17 protein-coding genes are annotated in these 14,637 nt (G+C 72.1%); 3 read left to right on the forward strand and 14 right to left on the reverse strand.

What is annotated here, in order from left to right:
• Window positions 1-31: 31 nt before the first annotated feature.
• From fabG to ACWDEN_RS11550, 11 genes are all read right to left on the reverse strand, one after another.
• Window positions 32-817, reverse strand: a complete 786-nt coding sequence (gene fabG, locus ACWDEN_RS11500; protein ID WP_351613293.1) for a 3-oxoacyl-ACP reductase FabG — start codon at window positions 815-817, stop codon at window positions 32-34.
• Between the two features lie 90 nt (window positions 818-907).
• Entirely contained in the window at window positions 908-1,180 is a 273-nt protein-coding gene (locus ACWDEN_RS11505) for an acyl carrier protein (RefSeq protein ID WP_208899763.1), read from the reverse strand.
• An 88-nt stretch (window positions 1,181-1,268) separates the two neighbouring features.
• The gene (locus ACWDEN_RS11510) at window positions 1,269-2,492 is read right to left on the reverse strand and encodes a ketosynthase chain-length factor (RefSeq protein ID WP_351613296.1); all 1,224 of its coding nucleotides are present in this window, start codon (window positions 2,490-2,492) and stop codon (window positions 1,269-1,271) included.
• Window positions 2,489-3,823 carry a beta-ketoacyl-[acyl-carrier-protein] synthase family protein gene (locus ACWDEN_RS11515; protein WP_351613299.1) on the reverse strand — a complete coding sequence of 445 codons (1,335 nt, stop codon included), beginning with the start codon at window positions 3,821-3,823 and terminating at the stop codon, window positions 2,489-2,491. The genes ACWDEN_RS11510 and ACWDEN_RS11515 overlap by 4 nt, the downstream gene beginning before the upstream one ends.
• Window positions 3,824-4,104: 281 nt before the next feature.
• Window positions 4,105-4,251 (reverse strand): hypothetical protein, encoded by a 147-nt coding sequence (locus ACWDEN_RS11520; RefSeq protein ID WP_351613302.1) that lies wholly within the window; start codon window positions 4,249-4,251, stop codon window positions 4,105-4,107.
• Window positions 4,252-4,371: 120 nt separating this feature from the next.
• Window positions 4,372-4,518, reverse strand: a complete 147-nt coding sequence (locus ACWDEN_RS11525) for a hypothetical protein (RefSeq protein WP_351613302.1) — start codon at window positions 4,516-4,518, stop codon at window positions 4,372-4,374.
• Between the two features lie 120 nt (window positions 4,519-4,638).
• Entirely contained in the window at window positions 4,639-5,103 is a 465-nt protein-coding gene (locus ACWDEN_RS11530) for a hypothetical protein (RefSeq protein ID WP_351613305.1), read from the reverse strand.
• On the reverse strand, window positions 5,100-5,813 hold the full coding sequence (locus tag ACWDEN_RS11535) for a TetR/AcrR family transcriptional regulator (protein WP_351613308.1): 714 nt from the start codon (window positions 5,811-5,813) through the stop codon (window positions 5,100-5,102). Before ACWDEN_RS11535 ends, ACWDEN_RS11530 begins: the two co-directional genes overlap by 4 nt.
• A gap of 64 nt (window positions 5,814-5,877) precedes the next feature.
• The gene (locus ACWDEN_RS11540) at window positions 5,878-6,804 is read right to left on the reverse strand and encodes an MBL fold metallo-hydrolase (protein WP_351613311.1); all 927 of its coding nucleotides are present in this window, start codon (window positions 6,802-6,804) and stop codon (window positions 5,878-5,880) included.
• Between the two features lies 1 nt (window position 6,805).
• Entirely contained in the window at window positions 6,806-7,105 is a 300-nt protein-coding gene (locus ACWDEN_RS11545) for an antibiotic biosynthesis monooxygenase family protein (RefSeq protein ID WP_351613314.1), read from the reverse strand.
• Window positions 7,106-7,207: 102 nt separating this feature from the next.
• Window positions 7,208-8,674 carry an MFS transporter gene (locus ACWDEN_RS11550; RefSeq protein WP_351613316.1) on the reverse strand — a complete coding sequence of 489 codons (1,467 nt, stop codon included), beginning with the start codon at window positions 8,672-8,674 and terminating at the stop codon, window positions 7,208-7,210.
• 178 nt (window positions 8,675-8,852) lie between these two features.
• On the opposite strand from ACWDEN_RS11550, the gene ACWDEN_RS11555 reads away from it, so the two are divergent.
• Window positions 8,853-9,356 carry a MarR family winged helix-turn-helix transcriptional regulator gene (locus ACWDEN_RS11555; RefSeq protein WP_351613319.1) on the forward strand — a complete coding sequence of 168 codons (504 nt, stop codon included), beginning with the start codon at window positions 8,853-8,855 and terminating at the stop codon, window positions 9,354-9,356.
• Between the two features lie 21 nt (window positions 9,357-9,377).
• Here ACWDEN_RS11555 and ACWDEN_RS11560 read toward each other — a convergent pair whose 3' ends face one another.
• Together ACWDEN_RS11560 and ACWDEN_RS11565 are read right to left on the reverse strand one after the other, a co-directional pair.
• Entirely contained in the window at window positions 9,378-10,268 is an 891-nt protein-coding gene (locus ACWDEN_RS11560; protein ID WP_351613322.1) for an MBL fold metallo-hydrolase, read from the reverse strand.
• Window positions 10,255-11,808 (reverse strand): class I adenylate-forming enzyme family protein, encoded by a 1,554-nt coding sequence (locus ACWDEN_RS11565; protein WP_351613325.1) that lies wholly within the window; start codon window positions 11,806-11,808, stop codon window positions 10,255-10,257. Before ACWDEN_RS11565 ends, ACWDEN_RS11560 begins: the two co-directional genes overlap by 14 nt.
• A gap of 215 nt (window positions 11,809-12,023) precedes the next feature.
• Here ACWDEN_RS11565 and ACWDEN_RS11570 point away from each other — a divergent pair, with 215 nt between their 5' ends.
• A complete protein-coding gene (locus ACWDEN_RS11570) occupies window positions 12,024-12,476 on the forward strand; it encodes a nuclear transport factor 2 family protein (protein WP_351613327.1) in 453 nt (150 codons plus the stop codon).
• A 315-nt stretch (window positions 12,477-12,791) separates the two neighbouring features.
• On the opposite strand, the gene ACWDEN_RS11575 is transcribed toward ACWDEN_RS11570, so the two are convergent.
• Window positions 12,792-13,565, reverse strand: coding sequence for a VOC family protein (locus tag ACWDEN_RS11575; RefSeq protein ID WP_351613330.1), 774 nt, complete (start codon window positions 13,563-13,565; stop codon window positions 12,792-12,794).
• Window positions 13,566-13,756: 191 nt separating this feature from the next.
• Here ACWDEN_RS11575 and ACWDEN_RS11580 point away from each other — a divergent pair, with 191 nt between their 5' ends.
• Complete coding sequence (locus tag ACWDEN_RS11580) at window positions 13,757-14,602, forward strand: SCO2400 family protein (protein ID WP_450858551.1); 846 nt, start codon at window positions 13,757-13,759, stop codon at window positions 14,600-14,602.
• Window positions 14,603-14,637 lie beyond the last annotated feature (35 nt).

The raw sequence follows: 14,637 nt of genomic DNA on the forward strand, positions 1-14,637 counted from the left end.
GTCGTCGGGTCTGCGTACACGTCGCTGCGCATCAGTAGTTGCCGAGCCCGCCGCACACGTTGAGCGCCTGGGCGGTGATCGAGGCCGCGAGGTCCGAGAGCAGATAGCCGACCAGGCCGGCCACCTCCTGCGGGGTGGAGTACCGCCCCAGCGGGATCTTGGTCTCGAACCGTTCCAGGACCGCCTCCTCCTCGGTGTCCCAGATGCGCGCGTAGTTGGCCCGCACCTGCTGCGCCATGGGCGTCTCGACATAGCCGGGGCAGACCGCGTTCACCGTGATCCCGGACTTGGCGAGTTCGAGGCCCAGCGCCTTGGTGAATCCGATGACGCCGTGCTTGGACGCCGAGTAGGGCGCCCCGAGCACGACACCCTGCTTGCCGCCGGTCGAGGCGATGTTGACGATGCGGCCCCGCTCCTTGTCGCGCATGCCGCCCGTGGTGAGCACCTCCCGTGTCATGAGGAAGACGCTGTTGAGGTTGGTGTCCATGACGTCGTACCAGGTGTCGTCGTCGAGGTCGGCGGTGACGCCGCCGCCGCTGCGCCCCGCGTTGTTGACGAGGGTGTCGACGGTGCCGTAGCGCTCCACCGCCGCCTCGACGAAGGCGCGCACCTCCTCCCGCGAGCGGACGTCACAGGTCCTGCCGTCCACCTCCAGGCCCCGCTCGCGCAGGCCCTTGACGGTGACGTCCAGGTCCTCGGCGTTGCGGGCGCAGATGAAGACCCTGGCGCCGGCGGTGGCCAGGCTCTCCGTGATCGCGAGTCCGATTCCGCTGGTGCCACCGGTCACGATGACCGTGGTGGCCGTGTCGTTGGCCATGCTGTGCTCTCTCTTCTCACGTCGATGAGGGGCGATGACGGGCGATGCGGGTCGGTGCCGGGCGATGAGGTCGGTGAGGGCCGACGAGGCTCATGCGGCCCGGGCGGCCGGCGGGAGGGCCCCGTTGGCGGCCGCCAGCAGCAGCCGCGGGGTCTCCGCCTCGCTCACCGCGTCGTCGGAGAGCTTCACGCCGAACTCGCGCTCGATCCGGCTGGAGGCTTCCAGCAGGGCCAGGGAGTCGTAGCCGAGGTCGGCGAAGAGGGTGTCGAGAATGTCGCCGTCGAGGTCGACGCCCTCGTCCTCACCGGCGCTCTCGCGCAGGATGCGGGTCAGGTCGTCGAGGGTCAGTTCACGTGCGGTCATGGTCGGTGTCCTCGTTTCGGTGGGCCACGAAGTGGTACGGGTAAGTGACTGGGAAATTGACCATCCGTCAGATTGCTGGGACGGCAGGTCAGTCGGCGGTCGGGGCGCGCAGCACCATGGCGGCGTTGAAGCCGCCGTGGCCACGGGCGAGCACCAGCGCGTGCCGCACCGTCATCTCGCGGGCGGCGTCCCGGACCAGGTCGATCGCACAGTCCGCCGCCTGCTCGGTGACGCGCAGCGTGGGCGGTACGACGCCGTCCCGCATGGCGAGCAGGGCGGTCGCCGCGTCCAGCGACGCGGCGCCCGAGTAGAGGCGGCCGGTCATCGTCTTCGGGGCGGTGACGGGCACCGCGTACGGGCCGAACACCGCGCTCAGCGCCGATGCCTCCGCCCGGTCCGGATCAGGCAGTCCGGCGGCGTCCGCGAAGACCACGTCGATGGCCTCCGGGGCCACCCGGGCGTCGGCGAGGGCCGTCTCGACGGCACGGCGCAGTCCCGGTTCACGGCCGGAGCCGGGCCTGGGGTCGAACGTCGCGCCGTAGCCGGCGATGGTTCCGTAGCTGCGCGCGCCCCGTTCCCGGGCGTGGGACGCACGCTCCAGGACCAGGATCGCGCCGCCCTCGCCGGGCAGGTGTCCGTCCGCCGAGACGTCGAACGGCGCGTAGGCACGCTCGGGGTCGCTGGTCGGGCTCAGGCGTCCGGTGGTCAGCTGGGAGACCAGACCCCACGGTGACAGGGAGGCGTCGACCCCGCCCGAGACGACCACGCCGGTGCCCTTGCGCAGGTGCCGGCGTGCGTGGCCGAGCGCGTCCAGCCCGCCCGCCTGGTCGGTGACCAGCACTCCGCTGGGACCGCGCATCCCGTGACGGATGGAGATCTGACCGGTGTTGACGGCGTAGAACCAGGCGAACGACTGATAGGCGCTGACGTACTCCGGACCCTTGCTCCACAGCTTCTGCAGTTCGTGCTGGGCGAACTCGAAGCCGCCGGAGGCGCTGGCCGTCACCACGCCCATGTCGAACTCCGGCACGGAGGCGGGGTCCAGGTCCGCGTCGGCCAGCGCCCAGTCCGAGGCCACGAGGGCCATCTGCGTCATCCGGTCGGTCTGCGGCAGCAGCCGGCTCGCCAGGTGCTCCCCGGCGACGAAGTCCGTCACTTCGCCGGCGAGCTGCGTCGGGTAGGAGCCGGGGTCGTACCGGCTGATCCGGTCGATGCCGCTGATGCCCTTCTGGGTCGCGGCCCAGTACTCCTCGGTGCCCAGGCCGTTCGGCGCGACCACGCCGATGCCGGTCACCGCGATGGACTCGGTCATGCCGTCTTCCTCTCCGAGGGCCGGGTCAGCACCATGGCGCTCTGGAACCCGCCGAATCCGCTGCCGACGGTGAGCGCCGTGTCGACCCGCTGTTCGCGGGCGGTGTGCGGGACGTAGTCGAGGTCGCACTCCGGGTCGGGGGTGTGCAGGTTCGCGGTGGGCGGCACCACGCCGTGCTCGATCGTCAGCGCGCAGGCGGCGATCTCGATGGATCCGATCGCCCCGAGCGAGTGGCCGATCATCGACTTGATCGAGCTGACCGGCACGTCGTACGCGTGCTGTCCGAGGCTGCGCTTGAACGCGGCGGTCTCGTGGCGGTCGTTCTGCTTGGTGCCGGAGCCGTGCGCGTTGACGTACTGCACGTCCTGCGGGTTCATCCGGGCCTCGGCCAGCGCGGTCTCGATGGCCACCGCCATCTCCCGGCCGTCCGGCCGCAGTCCGGTCATGTGGAAGGCGTTGCACCGGGACGCGAAGCCCGCGATCTCGGCGTAGATGTGCGCACCGCGCCGCCGGGCGTGCTCGTACTCCTCCAGGACGAAAACCGCCGCGCCCTCGCCCAGCACGAAGCCGTTGCGGCTCCTGTCGAACGGCCGGGAGGCGTGCTCCGGGTCGTCGTTGCGCGGCGAGGTCGCCTTGATGGCGTCGAAGCAGGCGACCGCGATCGGGGAGATCGGGGCGTCGGTGGCACCGGCGACCATGATGTCCGCGCTGCCCTCGGCGATCAGCTCGCGGGCGTAGCCGACCGAGTCGAGGCCGGAGGTGCAGCCGGCCGAGACCACCGCGGAGGGGCCTTCGGCGCCCACGGTCCAGGCGACCTCGGCGGCGATGCTGCTCGGCACGAAGTGCCCGTACAGGTGCGGCACCCCGTACTCGGCGTCGACGAGCCACTTGCGCCCGCTGTCGCTGAGGACGACGTACTCCTCCTCCAGCCCCATGGTCGCGCCGACCGCGCTGCCGATGGTGACGCCGATCCGGGCCGGATCGGGGTCCTGGAAGTCGAGGCCGCTGTCGCGCACGGCCTCGCCGGCACCGACGACCGCGAACTGGGTCGCCCGGTCCATGCGGCGGATCTCACGCGGCGTCAGCCCGTGGAGCGCCGGGTCGAAGTCGCACTCGGCCGCGATCTGCGAGCGGTACGGGGACGGGTCGAAGAAGGAGATGCGTCCGGTCGCGGTGCGTCCCGACGTGATGAGGTCCCAGAAGGCCTTGGTGCCCGTGCCGCCGGGTGCCACCACTCCGATGCCGGTGATGACCACCCGGCGGGGGGCTGTGGGCCGGCGCCCCGGCTCCGCCGCGCGGCGGGAGTCCGCGGCAGGGTCCGTCGCTGACATGTCGGCTGCCTTTCCGTAAGAGGGCCGTCCCCTCGCATCACGGCCGCATCGATGCCGGCCGGAGCGCACAGGGACACAGATCGTGGAGCTGCCGTCGGCGGGAGGGCCGCACCGGCGTGAGCACACGCTCTCGGCGCGGCCTCAAGGTCCGCTAAAGATCCGGCCAAGGAGTACGGCAGCACCGCTGGACAAGGCTTGCGGAAGTCCCCGGGACATGCCTGTGGCCTGCGACGGAACGTTCCGCGTCGCAGGCCACAGGAATGCGGGTGGGTCGGTTTCGGTCAGCGCACGAGCCGCCAGACCAGCCAGGCGTCCAAGGCGCTCCAGGCACTGAAGGCCGTCGTACGGACCCAGCTCACGCGCAGCAGATGGGCATGAACGGGCGCCGAGAAGTGCCGGGCGAGCGCGACCCGGTCGGGCATGGCCACGGCCAAGGAGTACGCCAGCACCGCTGGACAAAGCTTGCGGAAGTCCCCGGGACATGCCTGTGGCCTGCGACGGAACGTTCCGCGTCGCAGGCCACAGGAATGCGGGTGGGTCGGTTTCGGTCAGCGCACGAGCCGCCAGACCAGCCAGGCGTCCAGGGCGCTCCAGGCACTGAAGGCCGTCGTACGGACCCAGCTCACGCGCAGCAGATGGGCATGGACGGGCGCCGAGAAGTGCCGGGCGAGCGCGACCCGGTCGGGCATGGCCACGGCCAAGGAGTACGGCAGCACCGCTGGACAAAGCTTGCGGAAGTCCCCGGGACATGCCTGTGGCCTGCGACGGAACGTTCCGCGTCGCAGGCCACAGGAATGCGGGTGGGTCGGTTTCGGTCAGCGCACGAGCCGCCAGACCAGCCAGGCGTCCAAGGCGCTCCAGGCACTGAAGGCCGTCGTACGGACCCAGCTGACGCGCAGCAGATGGGCATGGACGGGCGCCGAGAAGTGCCGGGCGAGCGCGACCCGGTCGGGCATGGCCACGGCACCGGAGAGCGCCATGATCGCGGCCAGCAGCAGCACCGACAGCACCGCCGCCCAGAGCGGGACCACCGCGCCCCTGGCCACCAGGAGCGCCACCGACGTCACGCCGGCCACCAGCAGGCCGGGCGCGAGGACCCGCCAGAACATCTGGTTGTGAGCGGCCATGTACGACTCCGACGCGCCCTCACGGAGCCTGGCCACCACGGGGTAGTCCATCAGCTGCAGGGTCCAGACGAACCCGGTCGTGTAGAGGACGGCCAGGGTCTGGGCCAGCACCAGGGCGGCGGTGACCCCGCGCGGGGCGGTGAGGCAGGTCATCGTCGCTCGCCGGTCCTCTCGTCCGGGCGTGACCGGGCGACCGGCGGCTTGTCCCAGAGCAGATGCAGCTCCTGCCAGTCGGGGCACGGCTGGGGCAGCTCCGCGGGTTCCGGAGACGCGGCGCGGCGCAGCCCCTCCAGGGTCATGTGGAGGTAGCGCAGCCGCAGTTGCCGGACGCGCTCGGGCCGGCCGGGGATGCGTGTCCTGAGGTGCACCAGAAGCAGGACGAGATCGGCCGCGCCGACGTCCTGCCGGAGCGCTCCTTCGGACCGGGCGCCCTCCAGGAGGGCGTCGATCGCGGTGTGCAGCCGAGCCGACGCCTCCTCGACCTCCGGCGTGCCGGGCAGGATGCCGCCGATCAGCGGCAGCAGGCTGCTGGTCGGAGCGCTGACGGCGTCACACAGGAAACGGACCAGCGCGTCCCAGCCGCTGTGCTCGTCGGCTGCCGCGCGGGCGGCCTCGGTGAGCCGGTCCATACTGACGACCCGCACATGCTGGGCCAGCGCCACCTTCCCCCGGTACCGGCGGTAGAAACTGCCCATGCCTATTCCGGCCCGGCGGGCGATCTCGGTCACGGAGACCGTCCAGCCGACCTCCGCGAGCGCCTGGTGCGCGGCGCGGAGCAGACGTTCGTCGTTGCGTTCGGCTTCCCGGCGGCGGCCACGCGGTGCCGGGGTCGGTGCCGGGACGGGTGCGGGGCTTGCGGGCACAAGGCGGCTCCTTGGCTTCGGGGTGGCGACGGGCGGTCACGCGGCACGGTGCAAAGGGACGCGGTCACGCGGCACAGTGCGGATGGGCCCCGCAGAAGTCGACCATCTCCCCGAACACGGCCGGCACGTCCAGCGGTGCGCCCGGCTCGGCACCGCGCTCCTCCGCGTACGCCCGGTGCAGGTTGACCACCAGGCGTTCGCTGTCGGCGAGTTGGGCGTACCGTCCCAGGTCCGTGGCCCGGGCGAGCGCCAGCGGATCCAGGCCCTCGGCGATGCCCCGGCGCGCCACGGCGCGCACCCACCGCAGGTAGTCGGCGTCCGCGTCCAGCAGTTCGGGTCCGCCGACCGGTCCGTGCCCCGGCACCACGACCAGCGGCTGAAGGGCCCGCAACCGGTCGAGCACGCGCAGGGATCCCGCGACCGATCCCATGAGCGTGAACGGGGTGGCGCCGGAGAAGACCAGGTCGCCGGTGAACAGCACGCGTGGCCCGGGAAGCCAGACGACCGCGTCGCCCGCCGTGTGTCCCGGACCGAAGTGGATCAGCTCGATCCGGAACCCGGACGTCGGCAGAGTCATACGGTCGTCGAACACCACCTCGGGAGCGCCCGCCTCCACATGCCCCCACCGCACGTCGGGCCACAGCGTCGTGAGCGCCAGTCCGTGCTCGGCCATCTCGTCGGCCGCTGTGCGGTGGGCGACCACGGTGGCCTGTCCGAAGAGGTGGTTGCCGAAGGTGTGGTCGCCGTGGCTGTGGGTGTTGACCAGGATGTCGACAGGGGCCGGGCTGAGCTGCTCGACCACGTCGCGCAGCCGGCGGGCCCGCGCCTCGGTCGCCGCGGTGTCCACGAGTACGGGCCCGCTGCGGGCCAGCACGACACCGGCGTTGTTCAGGCACCAGCCGCCGTCCGGCTGGAGGTAGGCGTAGACGCCCTCCTCGATCTCCTCGACCTCGTGCACCGGTGCCACCGGGCTGCTGGGGACGACCGGCATCTCACACCTCCAGCGGCGGCGCGTCGAGCACGGGACGGCAGACGGTCGGCCGCCCGGTCGCGAACGCGGCCAGCGGGCGCAGGCGTGCGACGACCTCGCGGCGAGCCAGGGCGGCCTGCAGCGACTGCTCGTCCTGCCACTCCGCGACGTTCACATAGGTCGGGTCGGCGCCTTCGGAACGGAGCAGCCTGTGGTGCAGAAAGCCGGGCTGCGCCCGCATGATTTCGGAGACTTTCGTGAATGCGCGCTCAAATCCCTCGGCGGATCCGTGGACTTGGAAGACATTGACGAGAACTATCACGTGAACACCCTTTTCTTCCTCGGTCTGGGATGCGGTCGCAAAAGGCCCGGGCCCGACGACGGGGGAAGGCGTCGGACCCGGGCCGGCACAGCAGGCGGTGCGCTACTCGCCGACGGCGACCGCGGACCGCGTCACCTCGGGGACGGCGACCGGCTCGCCCTGCGCGGTCACCGCCCGCACCGGCCGGGGCATCAGCAGGGCGGTGACGGCACCGAGGGCGACGAAGGTGAAGCCGACCCACAGGGCCACGTGCATGCCGTGGATGTAGTGCGCCGGGCTGTCGTAGCCGCCGTGCCCGGCGAACACCGCGGCGAGCACGGCCACACCGAACACTCCGCCGAGTTCACGGATCGCGTTGTTGGCACCGGAGGCGATGCCCTCCTCCTCGCGGCGCACCGCGCCCATGACGACGTTGCCCGCCGGGCCGAAGTACAGACCCATGCCGAAGCCGTTGCAGACGAAGGCGGGCACGAGGGACAGGAACGAACTGCCGGTCGTGATGGACAGGGCCAGCCAGAGCAGGCCCACGCTCTGCAGGGCCAGACCGGCCACGATGATCGGCTTGCCGCCGATCCGGTCGGACAGGCCGCCGCCCAGCGGGGCCGCGATGAGCACCACCCCGGTCCACGCCAGGAAGCGCAGCCCCGCGGCGAACGGCGAGTAGCCGAGCGCGGCCTGCAGGTACTGGGTGATCAGGAAGATCGAGCCGAACATTCCGAAGAACATGAACAGCGACAGCAGGTTCACCGTGGTGAAGGCGCGCCCGGCGAAGAGCCGCATGGGCAGCATCGGGTGCGGTGTGCGCAGCTCCCAGGCGACGAACGCCGCCAGCACCACCAGGCCGCCGATGCCCGAACCCAGGGTCTGCGCGCTGGTCCAGCCCTCCGCGTCACCCCGGATGATCGACACCACGACGCCGAGCAGACCGAGGCAGGCGAGCACGGTACCCGCCAGGTCGAGCTTGGCCGCCGGCCCGAAGCTCTCCGTCAGCCAGCTCCAGGAGAGGGCGAGGAGCACCGCGCCGATCGGCACGTTCAGCCAGAAGATCCACTGCCAGGACGCGCTCTCGGTGATGAAGCCGCCGATCACCGGGCCCAGGGCGACGCCCAGGCCGCCCACTCCGCCCCACACGCCGAGCGCCGCTCCTCGCTTGCTCGGCGGGACCGCGGCGGAGAGCAGGGTGAGGGTCAGCGGCAGCACGATGGCCGAGCCGAGGCCCTGGATCGCGCGGGCCGCGATGAGCACGCCGATGCCCGGGGCGAGCGCGGCCATCGCCGACGCCCCGGTGAACAGGGTGAGGCCCGCGATGAACAGCCGGCGGCGCCCGAAGCGCTCGGCCAGCGCGGAGGCCGTGAGCAGGAAGACGGCGAAGGTGAGGGTGTAGGCGTTGACCGTCCACTCCAGGCCTTCGAGACCGGTGTGCAGATGCTCCCGGATCTTCGTCAGCGCGGTCGTGACGACGAGTTGGTCGAGGGACACCATGAAAGTGGCGACGGCGGTCACGGTCATGGTGCGGCCGAAATGACCGGTCGTGGCCTCGGACGCATCCGGAGAGGTGGTGCTGTCCATCTCCGACTCCTTTGGATTTCGAATGGACTGCGGATTGATGTGAGGTGTCTGGAAGGGCCGTTCTCGCGACCTTGCGCACTTCCGGAGAGCGCCGCACCGGGCGTGACAAATGCGGTGGGGCGTGAAACAGTTAGCCTGGAAACTGCGACACCGTCAGGGTAGACAGGAGAGAGTTAACATGTCAACTGAAGCGGGTGTCACGCCCGATGAGGCCCCCGCCGCGACCGGAACCGCCGGGCCGGAGTTCCGGGCATGGATCTCCCTGGCGCACACCTACGGCCATGTCTCCAAGGCGCTCGACCGCTCACTGACCCAGGAACACGGCATCTCCCTCGCCTGGTTCGAGGTGCTGGCCCGGCTCAACAACGCGGAGGGCCGGCGGATGCGCCTGCTGCAGCTCAGCCGCGACCTTGTCGTCTCCAAGGCGAGCGTGACCAAACTCGTCGACCGCATGGAACTCGCCGGGCTGGTACGCCGGGAGACGCCCCAGGAGGACAAGCGAGCCGTCTACGCTGCGCTCACGCAGCACGGCAGCGCCACACTGGAGAAGGCGCTGCCGCTGCAGGTCCACAACATCCGGCAGGCGCTCTCCTGCCTGGGGCGGGACGAACTTCAGAGCCTGCAGAGCATGCTCGACGACGTCATCCGCGGGTTCGACGCCCAGTGGCGCACGAAGGGCTGAGCCCGGCCGGCCCCGGGCCGCTCACCACTCGACGGCACCGATGTCGAGCGGCTGCGGCGGCCTGCCCCGCATCCGCGCGACCAGACCCAGCAGCCGTTCGTGCAGTTCCCCGGCCGGCCGGTGACAGCGGTCGCCGTGGCCGGGCAGCACCCAGCTGAAGCGGGCCTGCTCGGCCAGCCGCAGCAGCGACTCGGCCAGCTCCGCACGCGAGTACCAGACCACCGTCTCGAACACCTCGAGGTCCTGCGCGGTCCGCGACCAGTAGAGGGTGTCACCGGTGAAGCAGTACCGCTCGTCCACGACGTACACCACGCTGCCCCGGGTGTGGCCGGGTACGGGTCGCGCGGTCACCCCCGGGAGCACGTCGACCGGCTCCCGGCCGCGCAGCACCGTGTCGGCGTACGGCGCGGCGTCCCGGTCGCCCTCGTGGATCCACACCCGGGCGCCGAAGTGCCGTGCGAAACGCTGTGCGTGGGCGGTGTGGTCGCGGTGGGTCAGCAGGACGTGCGCGATGCCGCCCAGCTCCTCGTACGAGGCGGCGACGGCCGGTGTCCAGCGTGGCGTGTCCACCAGCAGATTGCCCTCCGGGCGGCGCACCAGGTAGGCGTTGGCCCCGAAGGTCCGGGCCGAGTTGTGCCCGCACAGATGGACCTCGCCGTCCAGGCGCATCGGGAAGGGGGCCGCCGGGAGCTCACCGGGGCCGCGCCGGATCGCCCGCACCGGGCAGGCGACCGCCGCCCGCGCCAGGGCCAGCTCCTCCGCCTCGTCGGCCGGCTGACGGAGCAGTACCGAGCGTGCGCCGGCCTCGACGACCGTTTCCGGCGCCAGTTGGCGGGCCACGTCGCAGTTGACGCAGTTCTCGCGGATCTCCCAGGCGGGTCCGGCCTGCCCCCGCTGCTCAGCCGCCGACAAGTCGGCCCCTGAGTTCGTCGCGGGCCACCTTGCCGGTGGCGAGCCGCGGTATCTCGGAGACGACCTCCAGGCGGCGGATGCGCTGACCGGCGGTCAGGTCGGCGTTCACCGCGTCCAGAACCGCGGCGGGGTCCGCGCCTGCGCCGTCCTCGAACACGACGAAGGCCGCCGCGGACGCACCGAGCACCGGATCGGGCACCCCGACGACCGCACAGCCCTGGACCGCCGGGTGGGCGTCCAGCCTGCGCTCCACCGCGGTCGGCGACACCAGCTCGCCCCCGCACCGGAAGCAGTCCTTGACCCGGTCGAACAGGAAGAGGTAGCCGTCCTCGTCCAGATGCCCCATGTCCCCCGTGGCGAGCCAGCCGTCCTCGTCCACCGCAGAGGGCCCGGAGTGGCCCAGATACCCCTGCATCACATGCGGACCGTGGATCTGGATCTCCCCGATTCCGTACGCCGGCAGGACCTTCGCGGACTCGGGGTCGACGATCCGGATCCGGGTGCCGTCCAGGGGCAGCCCCACGGAACCGGCACGGGGTGCGTCGGGGTCGTCCGAGGACGCCAGCGACGAGGTCTCGCACATGCCGTACCCCTGGAGCAGCGGAAGACCGAAGGTGTCCGCCAGGGCGCGCACGACGCGCGGGGGAACGGCGGTGCCCCCGGACGCCATCAGGGTGACCGTGTCCAGGCGCAGGCCGGGCAGCGCGGGGTCGGCCGCGAGCTGCAGCAGGCGTACCGGGAACGTGTAGTAGTGCGTCGCGGCGGTGCGGTTGGCCAGCTCGATGGCCTCGGCCGGGCGCGCACTCGCGCACAGGACCTGCGTCGCCGCGACGGAGACCGCGGTGTTCATGTGCATCGGGTGGTAGATCGGCAGGTGGAGCAGGACCGTCGAAGAGGAGTCGACGCGGTGCGCCGCCGCCATCTGGGCCGCGTTCACCTTGACGTTGCGGTGGCTGAGCCGGACGGCCTTGGGCACCCCCGTGGAACCGCTGGTGAACAGGATCACGGCCCCCTCCTCCTCGGCCGGGGCCGCCGGGTGCCAGTCCCCGTCACCGGAGCCGTCCGGCAGGTCCTCCCCGAGGACCAGCACCCGCCGCAGGTCCGGAAGCGTGTCCAGCAGCGGCAGCAGCCGCTCCCGCACCTCGGGCGGCACGACCGCCAGACGGGCCTTCGACAGCCTCAGTACGTGCGCCAGGACGGGCGCGGGCAGCAGCGGATTGACCACGGCGGCCGTACCGCCCGCCCGCAGGATCCCGTAGTACACGGCGGGGAACCGCGGATCGAGCGCCTGGGCGACGGCCACCGTACCCGGCGGCTCGTCGAACACCTGGTGCAGCGTCCGGGCCCAGTCCGTCGCGGCCGCGTCCAGCGCGGCGTAGGAGATCTCCGCATCACCACTGCGGACCGCCACCCGTGCCGGGTGGGCGTGTGCCGCCCGGGCGAGCAGCGCGTCGACCGGCCCCTCCGCCCAGCGCAGGGGGCGGGCGGGGGCCTGTGGCGATGTCTCGGCGGTCAGCGGCGCCGTCTCGGTTCGGGTCATCTCGTCCTCGTCTCCGGCAGTCGTGTGACGGCGGCCCGCGCAGGCGGTGCCGCACGAGCGCCGACCTTGGTGAGACGGGCTCAAGGGCCGCTGTAGACCGGGTCAAGACGGGCACACGGCGCCTTTGACCCGGCCTGGAGCGGACCTTGAGCCGGGGCACCCAGCCTGCCGGTGCACCTCACCAGTCACCGATCACGCCTCGAGGAGGCTCCCTCATGGTCCAGGCGACCGCAGTGGCACCCGTACCGGTCAGCACGGAGGTCTACCAGGATCTCCAGCACTTCTACGCCCGTCAGATGCAGTCCACGGACGACCTCGACGTGCCGGCGTGGGCGGGCAGCTTCACGGAGGACGGCGTCTTCGCCACCAACGCGTTCCCCGAACCCCTCACCGGCCGGGCCGCGATCGCCGCGCACTGCGAACGGGCCTTCGCCGCGCAGGCCGAGGCAGGGATCGTCCGCCGTCATGTCATGACGATGCTGGCGGCCGACCATGCGACGGGCCCGGACGGCGACCGGGTCCACACCCGGTCGTACGTCATGGTGCTGGAGACCCGGCGCGGCGAGAAGCCGGTGATCTACTGCAGCACGCTGTGCGAGGACGTCCTCACCCGGGTGGACGGCGACTGGCAGGTGGTCCGACGCCAGGTCCACCGCGACGACCTGTGAGTTCAGCAGGCCCTCGCGTTCCGGGACGCGCAGGGTCCGGGTGAGCGCCTTCGGGGCGATGCCGTCCAGGCGGCACGGTTCGGCGAAGCGCATCATGGGACCGCGCCAACTGCCGTTGCCACACGAGAAGTTCCCGTGCCCGGCCGCCGTATGCACGCCATCGTCCGGGCACTCCCGTGGCGGCCGCTCCGGGTCAGGGCCGCACCCCGAGACGCCCGTCCCGCCGGTGTCCCGCAAGACGCCCGCGGGACGGGTCACGTCAACTTCGCCATGGGCGGACGAGCCAAGGAGAGCAGCAGCATCCCCCCAGTGACCTCAGGGCCGGCGCGGGTCCGGCCTGAGGACCGCGAAGACCGCCTGGGCCGGGTCGGCCAGCCAGGCGATGCGGCCGACGCCGGGGACGTTCGCCGCCGGCATCAGCACCGAGCCGCCGCTGTCGCCCACCGCCGTGACGATCGCGTCCGCGTCGGCCACGGCGAAGTACGGCACCCAGCGGGCGTCCTCCCGGTCGTCCCGCAGCGGTGCCACACCGCCGAAGGAGCCCTCGTCCTGGTCGCCCTCGCCGATGCTGAGCACCTGGTACGTCATGCCCGGCGCCTGCATCTCCTGCGACCGCCAGCCGAACAGCCCGTGGTAGAAGCCGATGGCCGCCCGCGGGTCACGGACGTGCAGTTCGACCCACACCAGCGCACCTTCCTCCGACGCCCGCTGCAGACCCTGCCCGTTCTGCAGCACCGCGAACTGCGCGCCCTGCGGATCGGTGAACTGGGCGAAGGTGGTCTCGCCCATGCCGGCCGGCTCGGCGCGCACCGTGCCGCCGGAGTCGGTCACGGCCCGGGCGGTGGCCCGGGCGTCGTCGGTGCGGAAGTACGTCATCCAGGCGGATCTCGCCCCCTGCTCCGTCAGCGGGCCGAGGCCGGCCACCATACCGCCGTTCTTCTGGAAGAAGCCGTAGCCGCCGCCCTGCGGGCCCGCGGAGGCGAACTCCCAGCCGAAGACGGCGCCGTAGAAGGCGACGGCCGCCTGTGTGTCCGGGCTGCCGAGGTCGATCCAGATGGGCGATCCGGTGCGGAACTCTGTGCCGAGCATGCGTCTCCTCCTGCCGGTCCGGTGCGGAAGCCGCCCGCCACTATGCCGACGGTCCGGGTCGGTCCCGGCCGGGACACGGGAAAAGAACCCCGCGAATCTGCGCAGGAGTGACACATGTGCTGCACACAGCCTTTCGAAAGGCTCGTTACCGTGACGGTCGCCCGCTCTCCCAGGACTCAGGAAGACCACAGATGGACTACTGCTCCTCGTGCCGTCGGCATCTCAACGGCGCCCTGGTCTGTCCCGGGTGCGGTGCCTACGCCCCGGACATAGCCCCGCCCCGCGCCCACGCCGGTGTCACGCCCGCACCGCTCGCCGCCGACAGCTGGTTCGACGCCGGGCAGCCCGCCGCCGAGCCGTCCGCCGGCCTCGCCGACACGGCCACGGACGTGCCGCCCGCCGACGTCACCGACGCGCCGCGCGCCCCGCAGGGACGCGCCGCCCGGCGCCGGCAGCTGGCGCGCTGGAAGAAGAACCAGCGCCGGGCCGTGGTGGCGACCGCCGTCGCGCTCGTCGGCGGCGGCCTGACGCTCGCCTCGCTGGACCGCGGCAACGGCGACAAGGCCCAGGCGGCCACCGCACCGGACCACCGGAGCATGGGCCTCACCGAGGACCCGTCGGCCGCGCCCAGCAGCCCGCCGTCCACACCGGCCCCGCCCGCCGCCACGCACCGGCGCGCCTCCGGCACGCCGACGGCACAGACGCCCGCCGTGAACGCCCCCCGGCAGCAGTCCCTCGCCCCCGCGGCCCGCACGGCACAGTCCGCCGGCCGGCCGCTCACCACCGCGGCGGCCGCGCACCCGGCCGCTCCGCAGCCACGGAGCACCGCGCCGTCGTCCTCCGGTACGAGCACGAACACGAGCGCCGGCACCGGCACCGGCACGAGCACGGGTTCCTCCGGTACGACCTCCCAGCCGACCAACTCCACCGGCAGCGGCAGCAGCACCTCCACCTCGCCGTCGTCTCCGTCGTCCCCGACGTCCCCGTCGTCCACGTCCTCCAACCAGCTCTGCCTGGTCGTGGTCTGCCTCGGCTGACGGCAGATGGGCAGATGAGTACGAGCACGGATGTG

This window comes from Streptomyces sp. NPDC001153, from assembly GCF_053598315.1.

What these genes read in the sequence shown, in the direction of transcription:
- ACWDEN_RS11550 (WP_351613316.1), bottom strand. Translation starts at nt 8,674, where the DNA reads ATGGACAGCACCACCTCTCCGGATGCGTCCGAGGCCACGACCGGTCAT.
- ACWDEN_RS11565 (WP_351613325.1), bottom strand. Translation starts at nt 11,808, where the DNA reads ATGACCCGAACCGAGACGGCGCCGCTGACCGCCGAGACATCGCCACAG.
- fabG (WP_351613293.1), bottom strand. Translation starts at nt 817, where the DNA reads ATGGCCAACGACACGGCCACCACGGTCATCGTGACCGGTGGCACCAGC.
- ACWDEN_RS11515 (WP_351613299.1), bottom strand. Translation starts at nt 3,823, where the DNA reads ATGTCAGCGACGGACCCTGCCGCGGACTCCCGCCGCGCGGCGGAGCCG.
- ACWDEN_RS11510 (WP_351613296.1), bottom strand. Translation starts at nt 2,492, where the DNA reads ATGACCGAGTCCATCGCGGTGACCGGCATCGGCGTGGTCGCGCCGAAC.
- ACWDEN_RS11505 (WP_208899763.1), bottom strand. Translation starts at nt 1,180, where the DNA reads ATGACCGCACGTGAACTGACCCTCGACGACCTGACCCGCATCCTGCGC.
- ACWDEN_RS11575 (WP_351613330.1), bottom strand. Translation starts at nt 13,565, where the DNA reads ATGCTCGGCACAGAGTTCCGCACCGGATCGCCCATCTGGATCGACCTC.
- ACWDEN_RS11580 (WP_450858551.1), top strand. Translation starts at nt 13,757, where the DNA reads ATGGACTACTGCTCCTCGTGCCGTCGGCATCTCAACGGCGCCCTGGTC.
- ACWDEN_RS11540 (WP_351613311.1), bottom strand. Translation starts at nt 6,804, where the DNA reads ATGCCGGTCGTCCCCAGCAGCCCGGTGGCACCGGTGCACGAGGTCGAG.
- ACWDEN_RS11570 (WP_351613327.1), top strand. Translation starts at nt 12,024, where the DNA reads ATGGTCCAGGCGACCGCAGTGGCACCCGTACCGGTCAGCACGGAGGTC.
- ACWDEN_RS11530 (WP_351613305.1), bottom strand. Translation starts at nt 5,103, where the DNA reads ATGACCTGCCTCACCGCCCCGCGCGGGGTCACCGCCGCCCTGGTGCTG.
- ACWDEN_RS11555 (WP_351613319.1), top strand. Translation starts at nt 8,853, where the DNA reads ATGTCAACTGAAGCGGGTGTCACGCCCGATGAGGCCCCCGCCGCGACC.